Source organism: Pannonibacter sp. SL95, assembly GCF_026672425.1.
In the GTDB taxonomy this organism is placed as follows: domain Bacteria; phylum Pseudomonadota; class Alphaproteobacteria; order Rhizobiales; family Stappiaceae; genus Pannonibacter.
The window spans coordinates 921,960-938,666 of the sequence record NZ_JAPPRC010000003.1; the positions used below are offsets into that span (position 1 = coordinate 921,960).

Consider the following 16,707-nt stretch of genomic DNA (forward strand, 5'->3'; position numbering starts at 1 on the left):
CCGAGCAGCCCGGCAGCGTCAAGACGAAAGCCGAGCCGCGCTTGCTCGCTTTGTGGCTGCTCGCCGGCAGCCAGCAAAGCTGCCTTACTCGGGGACAATCTGGCGGACGATCGCGGCAGCCCCAGGCCCTTCGGCCAACACATCGCGCAGCCAGGGCAAGGCCGTCTTCATGTCCTCTGCCAGCGTGAAGGGCGGATTGATCAGCGTCATGCCCGACCCGCGCATTGGGCTGTCCGGGTCGCTGCGGCCAATGCTCAGCTCCAGTGCCAGAATGTCCCGCAACCCGGCTTCCTCAAGCGCAGCGTGGAACCAGTCGACGGCACGGCGATCCTTGAGCGGATACCAGAGGAGATACATTCCGCCCGGCCAGCGTTTCCAGGCCTTGATGACGCCGTCGGCCATGCGTTCGAACTCGTCGGTGACCTCGAAGGCAGGATCGATCAGCACGACGCCGCGCTTTTCCTTTGGCGGAACAAAGCTGCCAAGGGCGAGCCAGCCATCGAGGTGGATGACCTTGACCTGATGGTCGCCTGCAAACCGGGCAGCCAGGGTCTCATAATCGGCGGGGTGCAGTTCTGTGAGGGTCAGACGGTCCTGATCGCGCAGCAATGCGCGGGTCAGGGCTGGTGAGCCTGGATAGACCTCAAGTTTGTCTGCCGGATTTGCTGCGCGGACAGTGTCCAGCCAAGGCTGCAAAACAGCTGCGACGGCTGGCGGGCAGGGCTCAGCCAGCACACGTCCGATGCCCCGTTCCCATTCCCCTGTCTTCTGCATCTCTTCCAGCGCCAGCGGATAACTGCCAATGCCGGCATGGGTGTCAATGACACGGAAGGGTGCGGTCTTACGTTGCATGTAGACCAGACAGGCTGCCAGCACTGCATGCTTCAGGACATCGCCGATGTTACCGGCGTGATAGGCGTGGCGATAGTTCATGCAAGCTCATCCTTTGCGGCCCTTGCGAGGAACACCACCGCCTTGTCGCCGTGATCCTTCGTTCCAACCGGTTCAAAGCCCAGACGCTTGTGGAAACGCAGCGAGCCCGGATTGGCCGGACGTTCGTTCACTTCACAGGTGATCGGTCGGCCCGAACCTCCTTCGGCCTTTGCCAGCGCCGTATAGAGTTGCTCTCCGAGACCAAGGCTACGGTGGTTCTCAGCGATTGCAATCCGGTCAACATAAGCCATCCGTGGGTACTTCGCGCTCAGCCAGGCGTAATTCGGGCTGCCGTAATCGGCGCCCTCGTGCAGGCACAGCAGAAACCCTGCCGGTCCGTTGCCTTCGTCGGCAACAAGAACATGCGCAGCTTGTTCGGTCAGCCGGACCTGCTCTGGCATGGTCAGTTCGCCGACACCGGGCGTGCAGGCATTGTTGATGGTCAGAAGCTGGGGCAGGTCGTCAGGTCGGGCAGGGCGGATCGGCAATTGGCACCAGTTTGCAGAGGCCGGGCAGCGCGCGCCGGGCCGTCAATAATGCGGGACTTCAAAAAACGACGGCCCCGAAAGGGGCCGCCGCAATCTGTTTTCGTTGAAGTGACGATCAGTCGTCGTAACCGTCGTTGTCGCCATCGGCATCGTTGGCTTCAGCGCCAGCTTCGCCTTCGAGAAGCTGCAGGTTCACAGCCTTCGGGCCCTTGCCACGACGGTCCGGCTCGGTCTCGAAAGACACGCGCTGACCGCTGTCGAGAGCCTGGAAGCCAGACCGCTCAACGGCAGAAATGTGAACGAACACGTCGGCTTCGCCGTTGTCCGGAGTGATGAAACCAAAGCCCTTGTCGGCCTTGAAGAACTTCACCGTGCCGGGCTGACGCGGACCGCGCTCGACAGGTGCGTCGAACTCGGGACGCGGACGACGCGGACGGAAACCGCCTTCGCCATCACCGTCGCCACCACCGCCGCCGCCGCCGAAGCGACCGCCGCCACCGCCACCGCCGTAGCCGCCACCGCCACCGGAGCGACCACCACCGTAGCCGCCGCCACCGCCGCCGCCATAACCGCCGCCGCCGCCGGAGCGACCGCCGCCGTAGCCGCCGCCGCCGCCGTCACGGCCGCCGCCGTAACCGCCGCCACCGCTGCGACCACCACCGTAACCGCCGCCGCCGCCATCACGGCCGCCGCCGTAACCGCCGCCGCCGCCATCGCGACCGCCGCCGTAGCCGCCGCCGCCACCACCGCCGTAACGGCCGCCAACGTCACGGTCGCCGGACGCAAATTCTTCGCGACCGTAGCCGAAGCCGCCGCTGCGACGGGCTCCGCCAAAGTCACCGCTGCTGCCGCCGCCGAAATCACCGCCGCCGAAATCGCTGCCGAAGTCCTGCGGACCGCCGAACTCGCGCTTGCCGCCGCGCTTGCCGCGCGCCCGCCGGTCCGAATCGCCATCGTGCATTGCTGAATCACCTTCATTTCGTGCCGCCTTTGACGGCACCGACCCATTCCTCGTTATCCGCATCACAGACGCGGGTTTTGTGCCGGCCACAGGACAGCACCTGCAAACAGCATGGTATTGGGGTGGAACATCGATGCTGCAACCCGACCCAGTCCGCCGCAGAAAATATCATAGCTGTGCTCAAGGGCTTCCGGCAAGTGAATCCTTCTCAATCTTTCGCCTTCGAACCTTCAGACACGGGGCAGCTTTGCAAGGTCTCCCGCAAGGGAAGGTTCCAGAGGCTGTGCCGATTTGAGCAGAGCTAATCTGAAGCCTTGCAGACTGTGACTGCACCAAGAAAGACATTCGCTTTGCAAAAGCTGCCAACGTGTCGCCTTCTGTACGGTCGGTCGTTCCCTCAAGACCATGAATGCCACTGTTCGTTGTAATGAATATATCGAAGTTCTGGAGGGCTTGGCTTCGACACGGTCTCAAGCCTTGGCAGCCCGGATCTGCGATCTTGCAGTGCAAACCCTAGTGGCGGCGCCAGATATGTGAATGATTGCCAGCGTTTTTCGACCTGACACGGGCGCTTGATCGCCTGACCCTTGCCGGGTACTCAGACGCATCGACCGATCAAACGCCGGAGCTGTCCATGTCCATGCCTGCCGAAGACCTGAGCGGTCTGCCGCCAATCCAGGTCGCGATCATTCCGGTGACGAATTTCCAGCAGAACTGTTCGCTGATCTGGAACCCGGCGACGTCACATGGAGTGGTCGTTGACCCGGGTGGTGACGTTGAAATCATCCTGGAGACGATTGCTGCCTACAAGGTCAAGGTCGAGCGGATCCTGATCACACATGGCCATCTGGACCACGTCGGTGGCGCTGCTGATCTGGCTGCGGCACTCGGTGTTCAGGTCGAGGGGCCGCACGAAGCGGATCGGCCGCTGATTGCCCGGGTCGAGCAGCAGGCGGTGCAGTTTGGTGTGGCAGGGCTCAAGAGCGTCACGCCGGATCGCTGGCTGGTGGAAGGCGATACTGTTGAGATAGCTGACCGTAGTTTTGCGGTCCTGCACTGCCCTGGGCACGCCCCGGGGCATGTTGTGTTCTTCGACGCGGATCTTCGGTTCGCCATTTCCGGCGATGTGCTGTTCGCCGGCTCGGTCGGGCGCACCGATTTGCCGGGCGGGGACCATGCGACGCTGATCGCATCGATCCGCGACAAGCTGTTGCCACTCGGCGACGATGTCACATTCCTGCCGGGCCATGGGCCTGCGTCGACCTTCGGCGAAGAGCGGCTGACAAATCCGTTCCTGCGTTAAGGCGCTCGCGCTAGGTCAGAGCAGGCTGCGCAGGTCCTTGATCCGGTCATTGACCAGCCAGCCGTAATAGTTCTCCTCCGGCCAGGCGTTGCCTGACCGGCGGAACTGCGCCGCGCGGCCCCAGGGATTGCCGAGATTGTAAAGCGTGGCTGTCAGGCCCGGGTTGTCCGAGATGTCGACACCGCCAGCCTTCTTGTAGGCTTCGATGGCGTCCTGAATGATCGCTGCCATGTAGTGCAGCGAAATATTCGGGTCCATCGTGGCCTGGTAGATCTCGTTCGCGTCCTTGGCCGTCAGGCGAGAGAACCGGCTGACGCGGGCGACCCTGTCGGTCATCTTCAGGACTGTGAGCGGATTGAGCTGACCGAGGCCAAAGCTCTGGCCGGCGAAGAGCGGCTGGAAGAACGTTTCGTTCAGGTTCTTGCGCGGATAGCGGACACCGTCGACGCTGCGGCCGCGGAAGGTGTTTTCCCAGACGGCCTCATAGCAGGTCCACAGGCTGTTGCTGTTGTCCTGTTTGTCGTCCGAATTGCATTCAGCAAACTCAGGGCGCATGACGAAGTCAGCGACATCGACCCCGTCATACTGGAACCGCAGGCTGACGCCGGCATAGGCCAAGGCCTTGACGTAATAGCTCTGGGCGCTGTCGAGGGAATCGTAGTTGTAGGTGTGCTCGCCGACGATGGCCCCGATCATGTGAACCGGATCAATGTCATAGCGCGCAGCGACGCGCTTGATGTCGGAGATCAGCGTTGTGTCGCGGCGCAAGACAGCCAGGACACGCTCGAACTTGGCGTCATAGGAAGACTTGAGCGCGGCCGTCCGGCGGGCGGAGGCAAAGGGAATGGACGGTTGCTGGCCGTTGCGGTTGCCTTCCGGGACGACGCGGACGCCTTGAGCCTGCACCGGACTGTCCACAAGACACGACGAGGCGAAGCCAAAAGCCGCCAGAAAGCCAGCCATGGCCAAAGAGATGCGCCGTGCCGGGCGCTTTCTTCCTGTCAATTCCATCGCCTGACTCCAGGCCCCCGCCGCGTGGAATTACACGGGCCAATGATTAAAGCGCAAGACGAAAACATGGTTTTTTGCGGACAAAACGCAGTCGGCAGGCGCAAGGCTGCATCTCTGCGAATCACGTTCCGAATGACGCCACAACATCATTTGCGGGGCACGGCTTGCAAGCCGTCCGCACTGAACGCTTCAGATATTTTCGTGTCTCTCACGCGCTGGTGCGAGATTTGATGCCGCTGCGTGATCAAGGGCTGGAAGACAACGGAGCAGCCAGATGAGCGTTACAAGCTTCAGGGCGCAGGGAAGCGCGGCATAAGCGATGCTTAGCAACGTCGCGGTTGTCGTATCCGGCAGGTTTCCCGGAACGTATCCCAGCAGTCCCAGGACCGGCAGGACCAGGCCAGTTGCCAATGCCAAAGCTGCCTTGGAGACGAACGTCATGATCGAGTAGAGCCGCGATGCCGCTTCCTGCGCCTTCGTTCGCACGATGTGGTCGGCGAGGATGGCGGCTGGCAGGGCCAGATCTGCCCCCAGCGCCAGTCCCGAAAGCACGCAGACGATGGTGTAGGCCGCAATGTCGCCGGAACCGAGCAGGGCGGCCCAGATGAAGGTGGCGATGGCCAGAGCCATCGATAGGGCCCAGGCCCGCGCCTTGCCAATGCGCGCTGCCACTTTCGGCCAGACGGCCATCGATGCTGCTCCGGACAGGAAATAGGCGAGCAGAAACAGGCCGGTCAGATCTTCCGCGCCAATGCGGTCCCGAATGAAGAACATCACCAGCACGGCCGGGATGCTGCCGGCAATCGTGTTGAGGAGATAGAGGCCGAAGAACCGCTTCCGCCAGGGGCTGGAGACAAGATCGCGCCAGCGCAGTGCCGGCTGGTCACCGAGCGGATGGTCGAGGGCCGCCTGCCGCAACCAGGACAGCAACGACCAGAGACCCAGCGCAATGAGCGGCAGGTACAGCACCGCGAGCCAGCCAAAGGCGCTGGAGCGGTCCTGACCTGCCCCGAGCAGCGTTGGGGCCATGGCAGCCAGCAAGAGGCCAAGCAGCCCGAGGCCTTCGCGCCAGCCGGCGATGCGGGTCCGGTCGGCATCCGTTGCGTGCCAGAGTCCGCCCAAGGCCTGCAGATTGATCGAGACCACCGAAAAGCCTGTGGTGCAAAGAAGGACGGCCATGGCAAACCACGTCAGCGGAGCCGAGACGAACGGTGTGAACACCATCCAGAACCCGCCCGCCAGCATCAATGCGCCGACAGTCAGGATCGCAGGTCGATGGTTCGACCAACGGTCAGACCAGCTGCCAATCAATGGGTCCTGAACCGCATCGATCAGCCGCAGGACCAGCAGGATGAGCCCGAGTGCCGTCAGGCTGACGCCAAGATCGGTCGCATAGAAGTCTGGTGCGTGCAGATAGACCGGCAGCCCCGCAAAGGCCAGCGGCAGGGCCATTGCGCCATAGCGTGCCATGGCCAGCGCGGAGAGGGTCCCGGCAGGGGAAGGTGTTGTGTTCACCGCGACGCGCCGATCAGGCGGGCCCGCAGATCCGGATCCTGCGTATTGTTGCCGAGCCAGATGGAAAAGAAGCGTTGCGCGAATTCGGGATCGTCGATTGTGCCAAGCCGCCGGCTGCCGCTGTAAAAGACAGTGCGCCCGGCGGTGTCGCGTACGCCCGTGATCGACTGACCAGGCGAAACGTCCGGGAAAATGCTGCGCATTTTTGCGTCCCAGTCCGCCAGCTTCGCCTGGTTGGCGTAGCCCTGGCGGCGGATTTCATCGATCGACCGCTCGGCGATCGAGTCGCCCGAAAAATTGCGCAGATAGGTGAGCTTGAGGGCGAAGGGCTTGCTTGGCGCGTAAACGCCATCAGGGGCGTAGAGTTCTGCGTCAAAAATCCGGAAGCCGAAGAACGTCAGCCGTCCCTGGCCGACGAGTTCCGCAGATGGAACAAGCCGACTGGCAGGTCCAAGGTCGGCGCGGGCGGGAACTGCAGCAAGCAGAAGTGCGGCTGCGACAAGACAGGCGACGGCCAGTCGTTGCATCAATGGATCACGTGCGCTTGTCATGCTGGCTCCCGATGCCTTGCGGCGTTTGGCTTAACGGGAGTTTTACGCGGAAGGTCGCGAACCGGATTTCCGGCGAGCAACTTCCTCAAGGCGAGGTGGCGGAGGAGCGTGCTGGCAGCAGCTCCTCCGATGGTCCGTCAGAGACCGCTGTTGAAGGCGTCGCGCGCGGCGCGGCCGGCGTCCGAGTTCTTGAAGCAGACGTGCAGGCCGTGTTCCTTAAGGAGGACCTCATTGAAGGTCAGCTTGCCGGCAACGGCGGCGACCTGCGGATCGGTCTTGGCGAGGTGTTCGAACACCAGCTTGTCGACAACGGCTGCAGCGGTGCGACCACCAGCTGCCTTCAGGATGTTCTGGCTGTCACTTTCGGCTTCATCGACCTTGATTTCGCCCTTGGCGACCATCGCGTCGAATTTTTCTTCGTTGTTGTAGCCGCGGACGACGCCGATCTTGAACGCCTTCAGATCGTCATGGGTCTTCCAGACCATCGGCTTGTCAGCCAGCTGGACGAAGCCGACCGGGCTCACGCCGAAGGATTTGGAGAACAGGCAGCGCGATCCGCCCTTTTCGGCATCGGAATCGGCGGCGTAATACTCAGGATAAACGCCAATCCAGGCCGGATCCTCGGCCGCCATCTTCACGGCGCGGTTCCAGGGGAACACGGCAACTTCTGCAGAATGACCGGCCTTCGCGAAGGCGGCCTTCACGGCGTCGGAACTCGTCCCGCTTGCATCTGCCATCACATACGGCGGCCATTCCAGCGTGGTCAGCTTGAAGGCATCGGCCAGTGCCGGCGCGGATGCGGTCATCAACAGGGCTGCAGCCAATCCAGTCTTGAAGAAAGTCGTCGACATGAAATCGTCCCCTAGGTCAGATCGAGTTGCGATCGGCCGCGGTGCTGCGAAAAAGGCTCTGTTTGCGCTGGAGGTGATCGCGCCGCGGCGAAGGTAGACTAGAAAAACTGTGTTAAGAACAGGCAAATGATCGGTATCAAAATGAGGTGATACTCAGAACTCAAAATGTTGTTCATTTTATTTGATGGCTAAGTTCGTTCTTGGGCTTCGGTTGCTTGAATGTTGCTTTTCCGTAAAATCTTTCACTGTCAAAAATAACTATTTTGGTGTGTTCTAACCTGAACTTCCATCCGGGCGAGCCTGCCTGGCTGCAGCCGGCCAGCATGGTGCCTGACCCGGCCGGACTGGCTCGCGCCACCCGGCCGGAACATGAGGCTCAGCTGGTTGAGACGGTGTAGCGCGGGACCGTTTCCAGGTAACTCCGATAGGCGTCGGCATCGGGCGGCAGCAAGTTTTCCGCCAGCGGATTGCCTCGGCTGCGCCTGGTTGCCCCCATGTCCGTGATCAGATCGTCGAGATAGCGGAAGTGGTAGGGCGCAGAGCACAGGCCGCCATAGACCTTTGCAGCCGGTCGTACGGTCCGCCGCCAGGCGAGATGGCTGTCGATCCAGCCCTGCATCGACGCCTTGTCCGGCTGCTTTGCGAGCTTGCCGTCGGCGTAGCGAACCAGCCAGCGGGCGGCCACATCACTGGTCAGAACCGTCGCGAAGGATGAGTTGAAGCCGACGAACCCGAGGTCCGGCACATCCGGGTTCACAGCGAGCCGGTACAGGCGGAACTGGCCGTCCGGTTCCATCAGCTTCTGCTTCACATCCTCCGGCAGGAACGGCACGCCCATCTTCCAGCCGACGGCAAGAATAGCGACGTCCGCCTCGACCTTGTCACCGGTCGACAGCAGGACCTTGCCCGGTTCATATCCTGAGATCGTGCCCTGGATCGCCTTGATCCGGCCGTCTTTCAGCATCGGATAGAAGCCTTCGGTTGCCAGGGACAGCCCGCAGGATATGCCGTTCTCGATTGGCTGGCTTGGCCGCATGCCAAGCTTCTTCAGCCCGAACTGCATCGTCAGCAGGCTTTCCAGCGCCCGCCAGTTTGCCCAGACGAGGGGTTTGGTGAGGGCGTGGCGCAGCTTCTCGCCCCAGGACATTTCCCATCCGGGGAACATGGCCTCGGAAGCGCGGCAGTAGAGTATTCGCTTGAAGTTGATCAGGCCGCCGAAGTGATAGGGCACCCGCCAGACCGGTTCGAGATAGACAATCGTGACCGACGCCGCGCCCTGCTGTACGGCGTTGACGGCGACATCCGTTGCCGACTTGGAAAAGCCGAGGATGACGACCTTGCGGCCCCTTATCTGCTTTGGGTCGGTGTATTCGCTGGAATGCAGGATCTCGCCGCCAGCGTCCCGGAACGCTTCCATGCCGGGATGCTTCAGCTCGTTCCGATCGCTGAATACCCCGCTGGCCACGACGACAAAGTCATAGCCTGTGCGGCTTGGAGTATTGTCCTGCGTGGTCTCGACCCACCAGCCGCCACCGTCGCGGCGGCTCATGCCGGTCACGGTCGTCTTGAACCGGATTAGCGGTGCGATGCCCTGCTTCTTCGCGAAGTCGTCCAGATATCCATGAACCTGTGCACCGGACGGCCACTCCGGATAGCTGTCCGGCATGGCTGCCTGGGTGTATCGGTAAAGATCCTTGGGGCTTTGGGTCCGGATGCCCGGATAGGACCGGTGCGGTGCCCAGACGCCGCCCAGTTCATGGCTGCGCTCCAGGACGGTGACGTCGTGTCCCTGGTCCTTGAAGGCCAGCGCTGCGGCAAGGCCGCTCACGCCCGCGCCGATGACGCAGACTGCTTTGCGTTTTGTCATGATCGAAATCTCCATCGCCGTGCCGGACGAGCGGACGGCGCGGGCAGGGAGGTCCCGGTCAGACAGGGCGGCGGATGGGACGCCAGAGGGTAAACCGGGGGAAATCTGCCCGCGCCGAGCCGGTCCGGCCGGCGGATATGGCCGCCAGGCCGGTTGCTGTCCGTTCCGGTCAGTCGCGGCTGCCGTCAGATCTTCAGCGTCAGCGGGTCAAACACCATTTCGTCCGGACGCAGGAAATTGACCTCGCGCAGGGCCGACTGGCGCACGACTTCCATCGGATCGCCAAGATTGTGCAGATTGTCGAAGAGCTCACGCAGGCGGCGGGCCGGCGATACCCAGAAGAGGGCACGGTTCGGCTTGTCGGTCAGGTTGTAGTAGCCGTGCGCAATGCCCATCGGCATGCGCACCAGATCGCCCTTCTGCGCCACATGATGCTCGCCACCCAGATAGAGATCGAAGCGGCCTTCGAGGACATAGATGAACTCGTCCTGCGTCGGGTGGATATGCGGGGGAACAAAAGTGCCCGGGGGATCAAGGGTTTCGAAGGAGAAGCAGGTCTCGCCCTCGGTCTTCATCCAGTAGGTGTGCCCCAGGATGCTCCATTCCACGTCGTGCTGGCCGGTGCCGGCCCGCGTGATGCCCGGATCGGTGTTGACTTGCACCATGTTTGCAATGGCGGTTTTCATGTTGGTCTCTCCTTCGTGGCCCTCTGCGGGCACGCTGTTCCCTTGAGACGGGCGGCGCTTGCTGGCCGGACCTGCATCGCAGGAGCCTTGCACCTGTCTCCGTCCTGACCTCAGGAGATCCCTTCCGGGGCGCGTGGGTCTATCCACTGCGCGCAAGGCTGCATACAGCCAGCGAAATTCGGCTGAAATCCGCTTTCCTTTGCCGGCATGCCGGTGCTAGCGTCAGCAACAACCGGTCCAGCAAGGAGCAAAAAAGCCGAGGGGACGGGCCGGGGGAACAAGCTGGTACAAGCCATGCAGATGCAAGCCATGCAGATGCCGCTGTCGGGTCACGCCCGGGTGGCGACGCGGGATGTGGATCAGGCTGCGGAGGAGGTCGGGAGGATCTTCTGCTCGCACCGCCTGTCACCGCATGACCATGGCCGCGACTTCTTTGCCTGCCACAACAGTCGGCTGTTTGCGGGTGGGTCGATCAACTATGTCGCCTATGGCGGTGACGTGGAGATCGATCCGGGCTGCCTTGAACGCTTCTTTCTGGTGCAAGTGCCGCTCAGCGGCGGCACGCAGATCCGGATCGGCAGCAAGATGGTGACCACCGCGCCAGGCCGTGCTGCATCCGTCCTGTCGCCCACGCGGCCGAGCCTGATGCGCTGGCAGGCAAACTGCGGTCAGGTGATCCTGAAACTGGAGCGACGGGCCGTCGAGGATCTGCTTGCGGCCCTGAGCGGCCGGGAGACCGGCGAGATCGTCTTTGAGCCGCAGCTGCGTCTGGACAGCGAACCGGGCCGGACGCTCGGCGCGCAGATCCTGGCACTGGCCCGGATGGCCGATGCGGGCGTGCCCGGTGAACCGGGTCGGGACGAGGCGCTCAACAGCCTTGGATGGTCGGTTGCGCACGCGCTGCTGTGGACCCATGCCGGCAGCGCCCGAGACCTGCTTCTGGCCGCGCCGCAGGAGACCGGAGGAGCGCGGCGGAAGGTGTCGCGTGCGCTGGACTTTGTCGACGCACACCTCGCCGAGCCGATTGATTTTGCTGAACTCGCCCGGGCCTGCGGCTACAGCCTGCGATCGCTGCAGCTGGCTTTCCAGGCCGAGCGCGGCCAGACGATTTCACAGGCGGTGCAGGAACGCCGCCTCAGCCTGCTGCGCCAGCATCTTCTGGCGGCCGGGGGCAAAGCCAATGTGACTGCCTTGATGCAAACCTGCGGGCTGGTGCATGCTGGGCGCGCGGCGGGAGCGTATCGGGAGCTTTTTGGCGAGACGCCCGCGGAAACACTGCGCAAGGGGCGTTCGGGCAAGGCGTGAGCCGTTGGCCTAGCCGTTGAGGCCTGCCAGCAGGCGCGGCGGCAGGCGCAGCGCGGAGACCGCAAAGCGCGCCAGTTTCTGGCGTGCCGGACGCGGGGCGTCCTGCGGCGCGACAGCGGCACTGCGCAACAGAACGAGGCGGCTGCGCCCGATCCGGTTGATCAGATCAAAATCGGACAGCGTTCCCAGATCGCGATGTCCGCCGACCGATGTATAGAGCCGCCGCGAAATCAGAAGGCCCTGTTCGCTCGACGCCATGCCAAGCAGCTGTGTCGACAGGTTGGACAGGGCTTCCCCGGCGCGGGCACCCCAGCCAAATGCATCGCGCTTGAGGCGGAAGGCGGCGGCGCAACGTTCTGCTTGGCCGCTGCGCTCGGCGCGCTCGACAAAGTTCGAGGCATCCACGTGCCAGCCCGGTTCAAGCATCGAACCGGCCGGCAGGAACATCAGCCATGGCGATTTTAGCGCCACCTTTGAGCCCGCGGCAAACCTGGCTCCCTCGCTGCCCTTGACCACATGCATCTCGCAGCCTGCGGCGTCGGCAACCGTGCGGGTTGAATCGCGCGAGCCGCCATCCATCACGACGACTTCGCGCACGATGCCCTCGGCAGCCGCCGGGACGAGGGCGGTCAGGCTGTGGGCGAGGCCTTCCTCGCAATCGAGACAGGAGACGACGACACTGATCATGCACGCCGTTCTAGCGCCTTTCTTGGGTCAAGGCGAGGGAGGCCCTTGTCGCGTCTGCGATTTCGGATAATGTTCCTGTAATGTTCTCATTTCGAGTCGAGTGGACGGACCCATGGCAGCGATCACGCTGATTGATCAGGTGAACAGCGAATCGGCGCTTGCTGGCGCGCGTGTTGCGGAAGACCTGCGCCGGGGTCGCGGGGCAGGGTTGAACCGGTCCGGCCGCTTCGAGAAGGACCAGCGCGAGGTCTTTGATGACGGATGGGAAACGCTCGACGAGCTGCCGCCGCTGAAGACAACGGTGCAGGAAGAGAAGGCGCGCACGATCATCACGCGCAATTCCTCGCCCGATATTTCCTTCGACCGCTCGATCAACCCGTACCGGGGCTGCGAACATGGCTGTGTCTACTGCTTTGCTCGGCCGACGCATGCCTATGTCGGACTGTCGCCCGGCCTTGATTTCGAGACAAAGCTGTTTGCCAAGCCGAACGCCGCCGAGCTGCTCGAACGGGAACTGGGCAGGCCGGGCTATCAGCCGCGGACGATTGCGATCGGAACCAATACGGATCCCTATCAGCCGGTCGAGCGGCGCTACCGGTTGATGCGCGAGATCCTCGAAGTGCTCGAAAAGACCAATCATCCCGTGGGCATCGTGACCAAGTCGGCGCTGGTGCTGCGTGATGTCGATATCCTTTCGCGGATGGCCGAAAAGGGCCTCGCCAAGGTCGCGCTGTCGGTGACGTCCCTCGACAAGGACATTGCCCGCACGCTGGAGCCGCGGGCGAGCGCGCCGCATCGCCGCCTTGCCGCCATCAAGGGCTTGTCCGAGGCCGGAATTCCCGTGTCGGTGATGATGGCCCCGGTGATCCCCGCGCTGACTGACAGCGAGATCGAGGCGATCCTTGAGGCGGCGGCCGAGAACGGCGCGGGGGAGGCGGGCTACATCCTGCTGCGTCTGCCGCTGGAAGTGTCGGAGCTGTTCCGCGACTGGCTGCTGCGCAACCGGCCAGACCGCTACCGCCATGTCATGAACATCCTGCGGTCGATGCGCGGCGGCAAGGATTACGACGCCGAATGGGGCCAGCGGATGAAGGGGCAGGGACCTTACGCGCAGCAGATCGGCCAGCGCTTCACGCTCGCCGCCCGGCGTCTTGGTCTCAACCAGCGCCGGCGCAAGCTGACGACCGAACTGTTCAGCGCGCCTCAGACTGGCGGCGTGCAGCTGTCGCTGTTCTGATGTTTTCGCTGCGCCGCATTGCGACGATGCGGCGCTTGACCGGCACACCCCATGCCGTTACCGCAGCCGGGACCGCAATGAACGGCGAGGCGATGGTGTGACGGACGAAGCGGACAGGCGGCTGCGCGTGGCAGCGGATTGCACGGAGAAGGCGCATATCCGGCACGAGATCGACCGGCTCGACCGCGCCTTGCTGCATCTGTTTGCTGAACGGCAGACCTATGTCCGCCGCATGGCCGAGATCAAGCAGCACCCGGACGAGGCCTATGACCAGCACCGAATCGACACCATGCTGGCTGAGTTGCGGGCGCGGGCCGAAGTCCTCGGGCTTGAGCCGGACCAGGTCGAGGCGGTCTGGCAGGTGCTGATCGACTGGAATGTCGCCTACGAGCAACGCACCATTTCAGCACGGACCGGGCTACCATTGAGTGACCGGGCGCCGGCCTGAGGCGCATTGTTGCTGCGCTGGCGCGGGGTTAGGCCTGATCGGCCGGGCAAGGCCGGACAGTCCCGTGCTTGACATTGCAGCGCACAAGGCAGATACACGGGGGCGGATGTGGTCCGGTCGCCGCGTGAGCGACCCGTGCCAATCTCCATGCGCCCGCCCTGGCATTCCCTGGGCAACGCGGCCAGAAGCCGCGTCCGGGCTGAAACCGGCACGATGGCCCCGGTCCCTTCAGGACTGACGTTGGGCGATCCGGCAGCTGGCAGCGGAGATTGATTGCAACGAGGACCATCGCTCGCCGCAGGACGGTCTGTCCCGGCGTTTCTTCCCTGGTTCCCATGTCACGCGGGGTTCTGACGGTTCTGAGGACCGGCGGACAATGAGGTCCGCCTCAAGACCTTGAACCGCAACCGCATTCGGGCTGGTGCGAGACGTCTCGCCGCCTGCCCCTGCGTGCATGGCTGTTCAGGCCATGCCGCATGTGAAGGACATTTCTTGACTGATTTTGCTACCCTCGGGCTCTCGTCCGCTCTTCTGAAGTCCGTTGCCGCTGCTGGCTACACCACTCCGACCCCGATCCAGCAGGCGGCCATTCCGCATGTGCTGGCCGGCAATGACCTGATGGGTCTGGCCCAGACCGGCACCGGCAAGACCGCTGCCTTCGGTCTGCCGCTGATCGAGCGCCTGATGGCGCGCCCGGTTCCGGCCGCGCCGCGCGGCACCCGCGCGCTGATCCTGGCCCCGACCCGCGAACTGGTGAACCAGATCGCACAGAACCTCATCACCTTCGTCAAGGGCTCGCCGCTGCAGGTGACCACCATCATGGGTGGCGTCTCGATGGGCCCGCAGATCAAGCGCATGGCGCGGGGCTGCGACGTCCTCGTTGCAACGCCGGGCCGCCTGATCGACCTGATCGAGCGCAATGCCCTGCGTCTGGACGGGGTCGAGTATCTCGTGCTCGACGAAGCCGACCAGATGCTGGACCTCGGCTTCATCCATGCCCTGCGCCGCATCGCGACGCTAATCCCGAAGAAGCGCCAGACCCTGCTGTTCTCGGCCACCATGCCGAAGCAGATCGAGGAACTGTCGCGTTCCTATCTCAATGATCCGATCCGCGTGGAAGTGGCTCCGGCCGGCCGCACGGCTGACAAGGTCACCCAGTGCGTCCATTTCGTGTCGCAGGCGGAGAAGATCGACAAGCTGATCGCCTGCCTCAGTGAACGGCCGCAGGATCTGTCGCTGGTCTTTGCCCGCACCAAGCATGGTGCCGACAAGGTTGTGCGCAAGATCGAGGCGGCTGGTCTGAAGGCCAATGCTATCCATGGCAACAAGAGCCAGAACCAGCGTGACCGCGCCATCAAGGAACTGAAGTCCGGCGAGACGCGCATTCTGGTTGCCACCGACGTGGCCGCGCGCGGCATCGACATTCCGGGCGTCAGCCACGTCTATAACCTCGACCTGCCGGATGTGCCGGAAAGCTACGTCCACCGGATCGGCCGGACGGCACGCGCCGGCGCTGATGGCGATGCTATTGCCTTCTGTGCACCGGATGAAATTGGTCTGCTGCGCGACATCGAGAAGCTGACGGGCCTCAAGATCCCGGTTGCCAGCGGTGAAGCTCCGCCGGAAGGCCGATTTGCCGCTCCCCGTCCGCCGCGTGGCCGCCAGGGTCAGGGCCAGGGGCGTGGTGCAGGCGGTGGCCAGCGTCAGGGCCAGTCCCAGGGTCAGTCCCAGGGCCGCAATGGCCAGGGCAAGCCCGGTGGCCGCTCCGGCGAAGGCCGCTTCGAAGGTGGCCGCAGCGAGGGTGGCCAGGGCCGCCCGCAGCCGCACGCCCGTGGTGGCCAGCTAAGCCCATGGCGACAAGCGCCCGGCCCGTAACGGCCAGAGCAGCCGCAAGCCCCAGTCGGGTGGTCCGGCGCAGATCGCTGCAGAAGTGCAGTCCCGCTCGCACCGCGACGGGTCCGGCCGCCGCAACGGCTGAATGAATTGATGTTTCGCCGGGGCGGCTGACGTTGTCCCGGCGAAAAGCTCTCCGGCCGCACCTTGCGACCCTGCAGATCGGTCCGCCGCCTTCATTTTGTGCACTCCGGGTCGAAGTCTGCGAACGCTTTGAGCTTGGCCTTGCTGGTCGAAGCGGAAACAATCCCGACATGCGCGCTCTACCGCTGCTGCCGTCAGATGAGGGATTGAATGATGTTTCCGCGCCTTGCGATGTCCGCCTTTGCCCTGCTTGCCCTGAGCCTTCCAGCTCACGCTCACCTTGATCCGCTGGCGCATGGCTCGTTTGCCGCTGGCTTCACCCATCCGGTCTTCGGGCTCGATCATGTGCTGGTGATGGTTGCGGTTGGCCTCTGGGCCTTTAGCAGTGGCGGCCGCGCGATCTGGATCATTCCTGCTGCTTTTGTAGGCACCATGGTGCTGGGCTTTGCCGCCGCCGTGATTGGCATGCCGCTGCCCTTTGTCGAGCCGGTGATCGCCGCCTCGGTCGTTGCTCTCGGTCTGATCGTGGCTATGGCCGTGCGTCTGCCGGTCGTTCCCAGCGCCGCTATTGTCGCGGTGTTCGCCTTCTTCCACGGTCATGCCCATGGCGGGGAGATCGGATCGGCCGGGGAACTCGGCTATGCGCTCGGCTTTGTGCTGGCCACCGCGCTGCTGCATGCCAGTGGCCTCGCGCTTGGCTGGGCCATCGGGGCCGTGCTGGGAACCGAAAGCCGCACCGGCGCTCTTGTATCGCGAACCCTCGGCGCGGTTGTCGCAGTGGCAGGTATTGGCATTTTGGCCGGCTGACAACGCGGTCCTGCGGGCGGCTGGTGGCCGCCAGCTGCCCTCAGGAACGGTTTGATGTTGTCAGCGCAGGGACGTGTCGC

Annotated in this window: 16 protein-coding genes; 6 read left to right on the plus strand and 10 right to left on the minus strand. The window is 63.7% G+C overall.

Going from position 1 to position 16,707, the window contains the following annotated elements; all coding sequences use genetic code 11:
- Window positions 1-84 precede the first annotated feature (84 nt).
- The 3 genes from OVA12_RS04885 to OVA12_RS23875 all read right to left on the minus strand — a co-directional run bounded on the left by OVA12_RS04885 (window position 85) and on the right by OVA12_RS23875 (window position 2,382).
- Window positions 85-933, minus strand: a complete 849-nt coding sequence (locus tag OVA12_RS04885; protein WP_268135043.1) for a 23S rRNA (adenine(2030)-N(6))-methyltransferase RlmJ — start codon at window positions 931-933, stop codon at window positions 85-87.
- The gene (locus OVA12_RS04890; protein WP_268135045.1) at window positions 930-1,421 is read right to left on the minus strand and encodes a GNAT family N-acetyltransferase; all 492 of its coding nucleotides are present in this window, start codon (window positions 1,419-1,421) and stop codon (window positions 930-932) included. Before OVA12_RS04890 ends, OVA12_RS04885 begins: the two co-directional genes overlap by 4 nt.
- A gap of 115 nt (window positions 1,422-1,536) precedes the next feature.
- A complete protein-coding gene (locus OVA12_RS23875; RefSeq protein WP_326493887.1) occupies window positions 1,537-2,382 on the minus strand; it encodes a cold-shock protein in 846 nt (281 codons plus the stop codon).
- Window positions 2,383-3,022: 640 nt separating this feature from the next.
- Between OVA12_RS23875 and OVA12_RS04900 the strand changes: the two genes are divergently transcribed.
- Complete coding sequence (locus tag OVA12_RS04900; protein ID WP_442793848.1) at window positions 3,023-3,685, plus strand: MBL fold metallo-hydrolase; 663 nt, start codon at window positions 3,023-3,025, stop codon at window positions 3,683-3,685.
- 15 nt (window positions 3,686-3,700) lie between these two features.
- Here OVA12_RS04900 and OVA12_RS04905 read toward each other — a convergent pair whose 3' ends face one another.
- The 6 genes from OVA12_RS04905 to OVA12_RS04930 all read right to left on the minus strand — a co-directional run bounded on the left by OVA12_RS04905 (window position 3,701) and on the right by OVA12_RS04930 (window position 10,166).
- Window positions 3,701-4,648, minus strand: coding sequence for a DUF1402 family protein (locus OVA12_RS04905; protein ID WP_442793849.1), 948 nt, complete (start codon window positions 4,646-4,648; stop codon window positions 3,701-3,703).
- 237 nt (window positions 4,649-4,885) lie between these two features.
- Window positions 4,886-6,211, minus strand: coding sequence for an MFS transporter (locus tag OVA12_RS04910; RefSeq protein ID WP_268135049.1), 1,326 nt, complete (start codon window positions 6,209-6,211; stop codon window positions 4,886-4,888).
- Window positions 6,208-6,762, minus strand: coding sequence for a chalcone isomerase family protein (locus OVA12_RS04915; RefSeq protein WP_268135050.1), 555 nt, complete (start codon window positions 6,760-6,762; stop codon window positions 6,208-6,210). Before OVA12_RS04915 ends, OVA12_RS04910 begins: the two co-directional genes overlap by 4 nt.
- A 137-nt stretch (window positions 6,763-6,899) precedes the next feature.
- Entirely contained in the window at window positions 6,900-7,613 is a 714-nt protein-coding gene (locus OVA12_RS04920) for a substrate-binding periplasmic protein (protein ID WP_268135051.1), read from the minus strand.
- A 376-nt stretch (window positions 7,614-7,989) separates the two neighbouring features.
- Window positions 7,990-9,480 carry a flavin-containing monooxygenase gene (locus OVA12_RS04925; protein ID WP_268135052.1) on the minus strand — a complete coding sequence of 497 codons (1,491 nt, stop codon included), beginning with the start codon at window positions 9,478-9,480 and terminating at the stop codon, window positions 7,990-7,992.
- A gap of 185 nt (window positions 9,481-9,665) precedes the next feature.
- Complete coding sequence (locus OVA12_RS04930) at window positions 9,666-10,166, minus strand: cupin domain-containing protein (RefSeq protein WP_268135053.1); 501 nt, start codon at window positions 10,164-10,166, stop codon at window positions 9,666-9,668.
- 294 nt (window positions 10,167-10,460) lie between these two features.
- Between OVA12_RS04930 and OVA12_RS04935 the strand changes: the two genes are divergently transcribed.
- Complete coding sequence (locus OVA12_RS04935; RefSeq protein WP_268135054.1) at window positions 10,461-11,471, plus strand: AraC family transcriptional regulator; 1,011 nt, start codon at window positions 10,461-10,463, stop codon at window positions 11,469-11,471.
- Window positions 11,472-11,480: 9 nt separating this feature from the next.
- Here OVA12_RS04935 and OVA12_RS04940 read toward each other — a convergent pair whose 3' ends face one another.
- Window positions 11,481-12,158, minus strand: coding sequence for a glycosyltransferase (locus OVA12_RS04940; protein WP_268135055.1), 678 nt, complete (start codon window positions 12,156-12,158; stop codon window positions 11,481-11,483).
- A 112-nt stretch (window positions 12,159-12,270) separates the two neighbouring features.
- Between OVA12_RS04940 and OVA12_RS04945 the strand changes: the two genes are divergently transcribed.
- The 4 genes from OVA12_RS04945 (at window position 12,271) to OVA12_RS04960 (ending at window position 16,627) form a co-directional block, all read left to right on the plus strand.
- Entirely contained in the window at window positions 12,271-13,395 is a 1,125-nt protein-coding gene (locus OVA12_RS04945; protein ID WP_268135056.1) for a PA0069 family radical SAM protein, read from the plus strand.
- Window positions 13,396-13,492: 97 nt separating this feature from the next.
- Window positions 13,493-13,843: a chorismate mutase gene (locus OVA12_RS04950; protein WP_268135057.1), complete on the plus strand. Its 351-nt coding sequence runs from the start codon at window positions 13,493-13,495 to the stop codon at window positions 13,841-13,843.
- 492 nt (window positions 13,844-14,335) lie between these two features.
- Window positions 14,336-15,718 carry a DEAD/DEAH box helicase gene (locus tag OVA12_RS04955; RefSeq protein ID WP_268135058.1) on the plus strand — a complete coding sequence of 461 codons (1,383 nt, stop codon included), beginning with the start codon at window positions 14,336-14,338 and terminating at the stop codon, window positions 15,716-15,718.
- Window positions 15,719-16,033: 315 nt separating this feature from the next.
- Window positions 16,034-16,627, plus strand: a complete 594-nt coding sequence (locus OVA12_RS04960; RefSeq protein ID WP_268137014.1) for a HupE/UreJ family protein — start codon at window positions 16,034-16,036, stop codon at window positions 16,625-16,627.
- The last annotated feature ends 80 nt before the right edge of the window (window positions 16,628-16,707 follow it).

Excerpts from the sequence above, each read along its gene's own strand:
- OVA12_RS04885 (WP_268135043.1), bottom strand. The coding sequence starts at position 933 with ATGAACTATCGCCACGCCTATCACGCCGGTAACATCGGCGATGTCCTG.
- OVA12_RS23875 (WP_326493887.1), bottom strand. The coding sequence starts at position 2,382 with ATGCACGATGGCGATTCGGACCGGCGGGCGCGCGGCAAGCGCGGCGGC.
- OVA12_RS04900 (WP_442793848.1), top strand. The coding sequence starts at position 3,023 with ATGCCTGCCGAAGACCTGAGCGGTCTGCCGCCAATCCAGGTCGCGATC.
- OVA12_RS04905 (WP_442793849.1), bottom strand. The coding sequence starts at position 4,648 with ATGGCTGGCTTTCTGGCGGCTTTTGGCTTCGCCTCGTCGTGTCTTGTG.
- OVA12_RS04915 (WP_268135050.1), bottom strand. The coding sequence starts at position 6,762 with ATGACAAGCGCACGTGATCCATTGATGCAACGACTGGCCGTCGCCTGT.
- OVA12_RS04920 (WP_268135051.1), bottom strand. The coding sequence starts at position 7,613 with ATGTCGACGACTTTCTTCAAGACTGGATTGGCTGCAGCCCTGTTGATG.
- OVA12_RS04925 (WP_268135052.1), bottom strand. The coding sequence starts at position 9,480 with ATGACAAAACGCAAAGCAGTCTGCGTCATCGGCGCGGGCGTGAGCGGC.
- OVA12_RS04930 (WP_268135053.1), bottom strand. The coding sequence starts at position 10,166 with ATGAAAACCGCCATTGCAAACATGGTGCAAGTCAACACCGATCCGGGC.
- OVA12_RS04935 (WP_268135054.1), top strand. The coding sequence starts at position 10,461 with ATGCAGATGCAAGCCATGCAGATGCCGCTGTCGGGTCACGCCCGGGTG.
- OVA12_RS04940 (WP_268135055.1), bottom strand. The coding sequence starts at position 12,158 with ATGATCAGTGTCGTCGTCTCCTGTCTCGATTGCGAGGAAGGCCTCGCC.
- OVA12_RS04945 (WP_268135056.1), top strand. The coding sequence starts at position 12,271 with ATGGCAGCGATCACGCTGATTGATCAGGTGAACAGCGAATCGGCGCTT.
- OVA12_RS04960 (WP_268137014.1), top strand. The coding sequence starts at position 16,034 with ATGTTTCCGCGCCTTGCGATGTCCGCCTTTGCCCTGCTTGCCCTGAGC.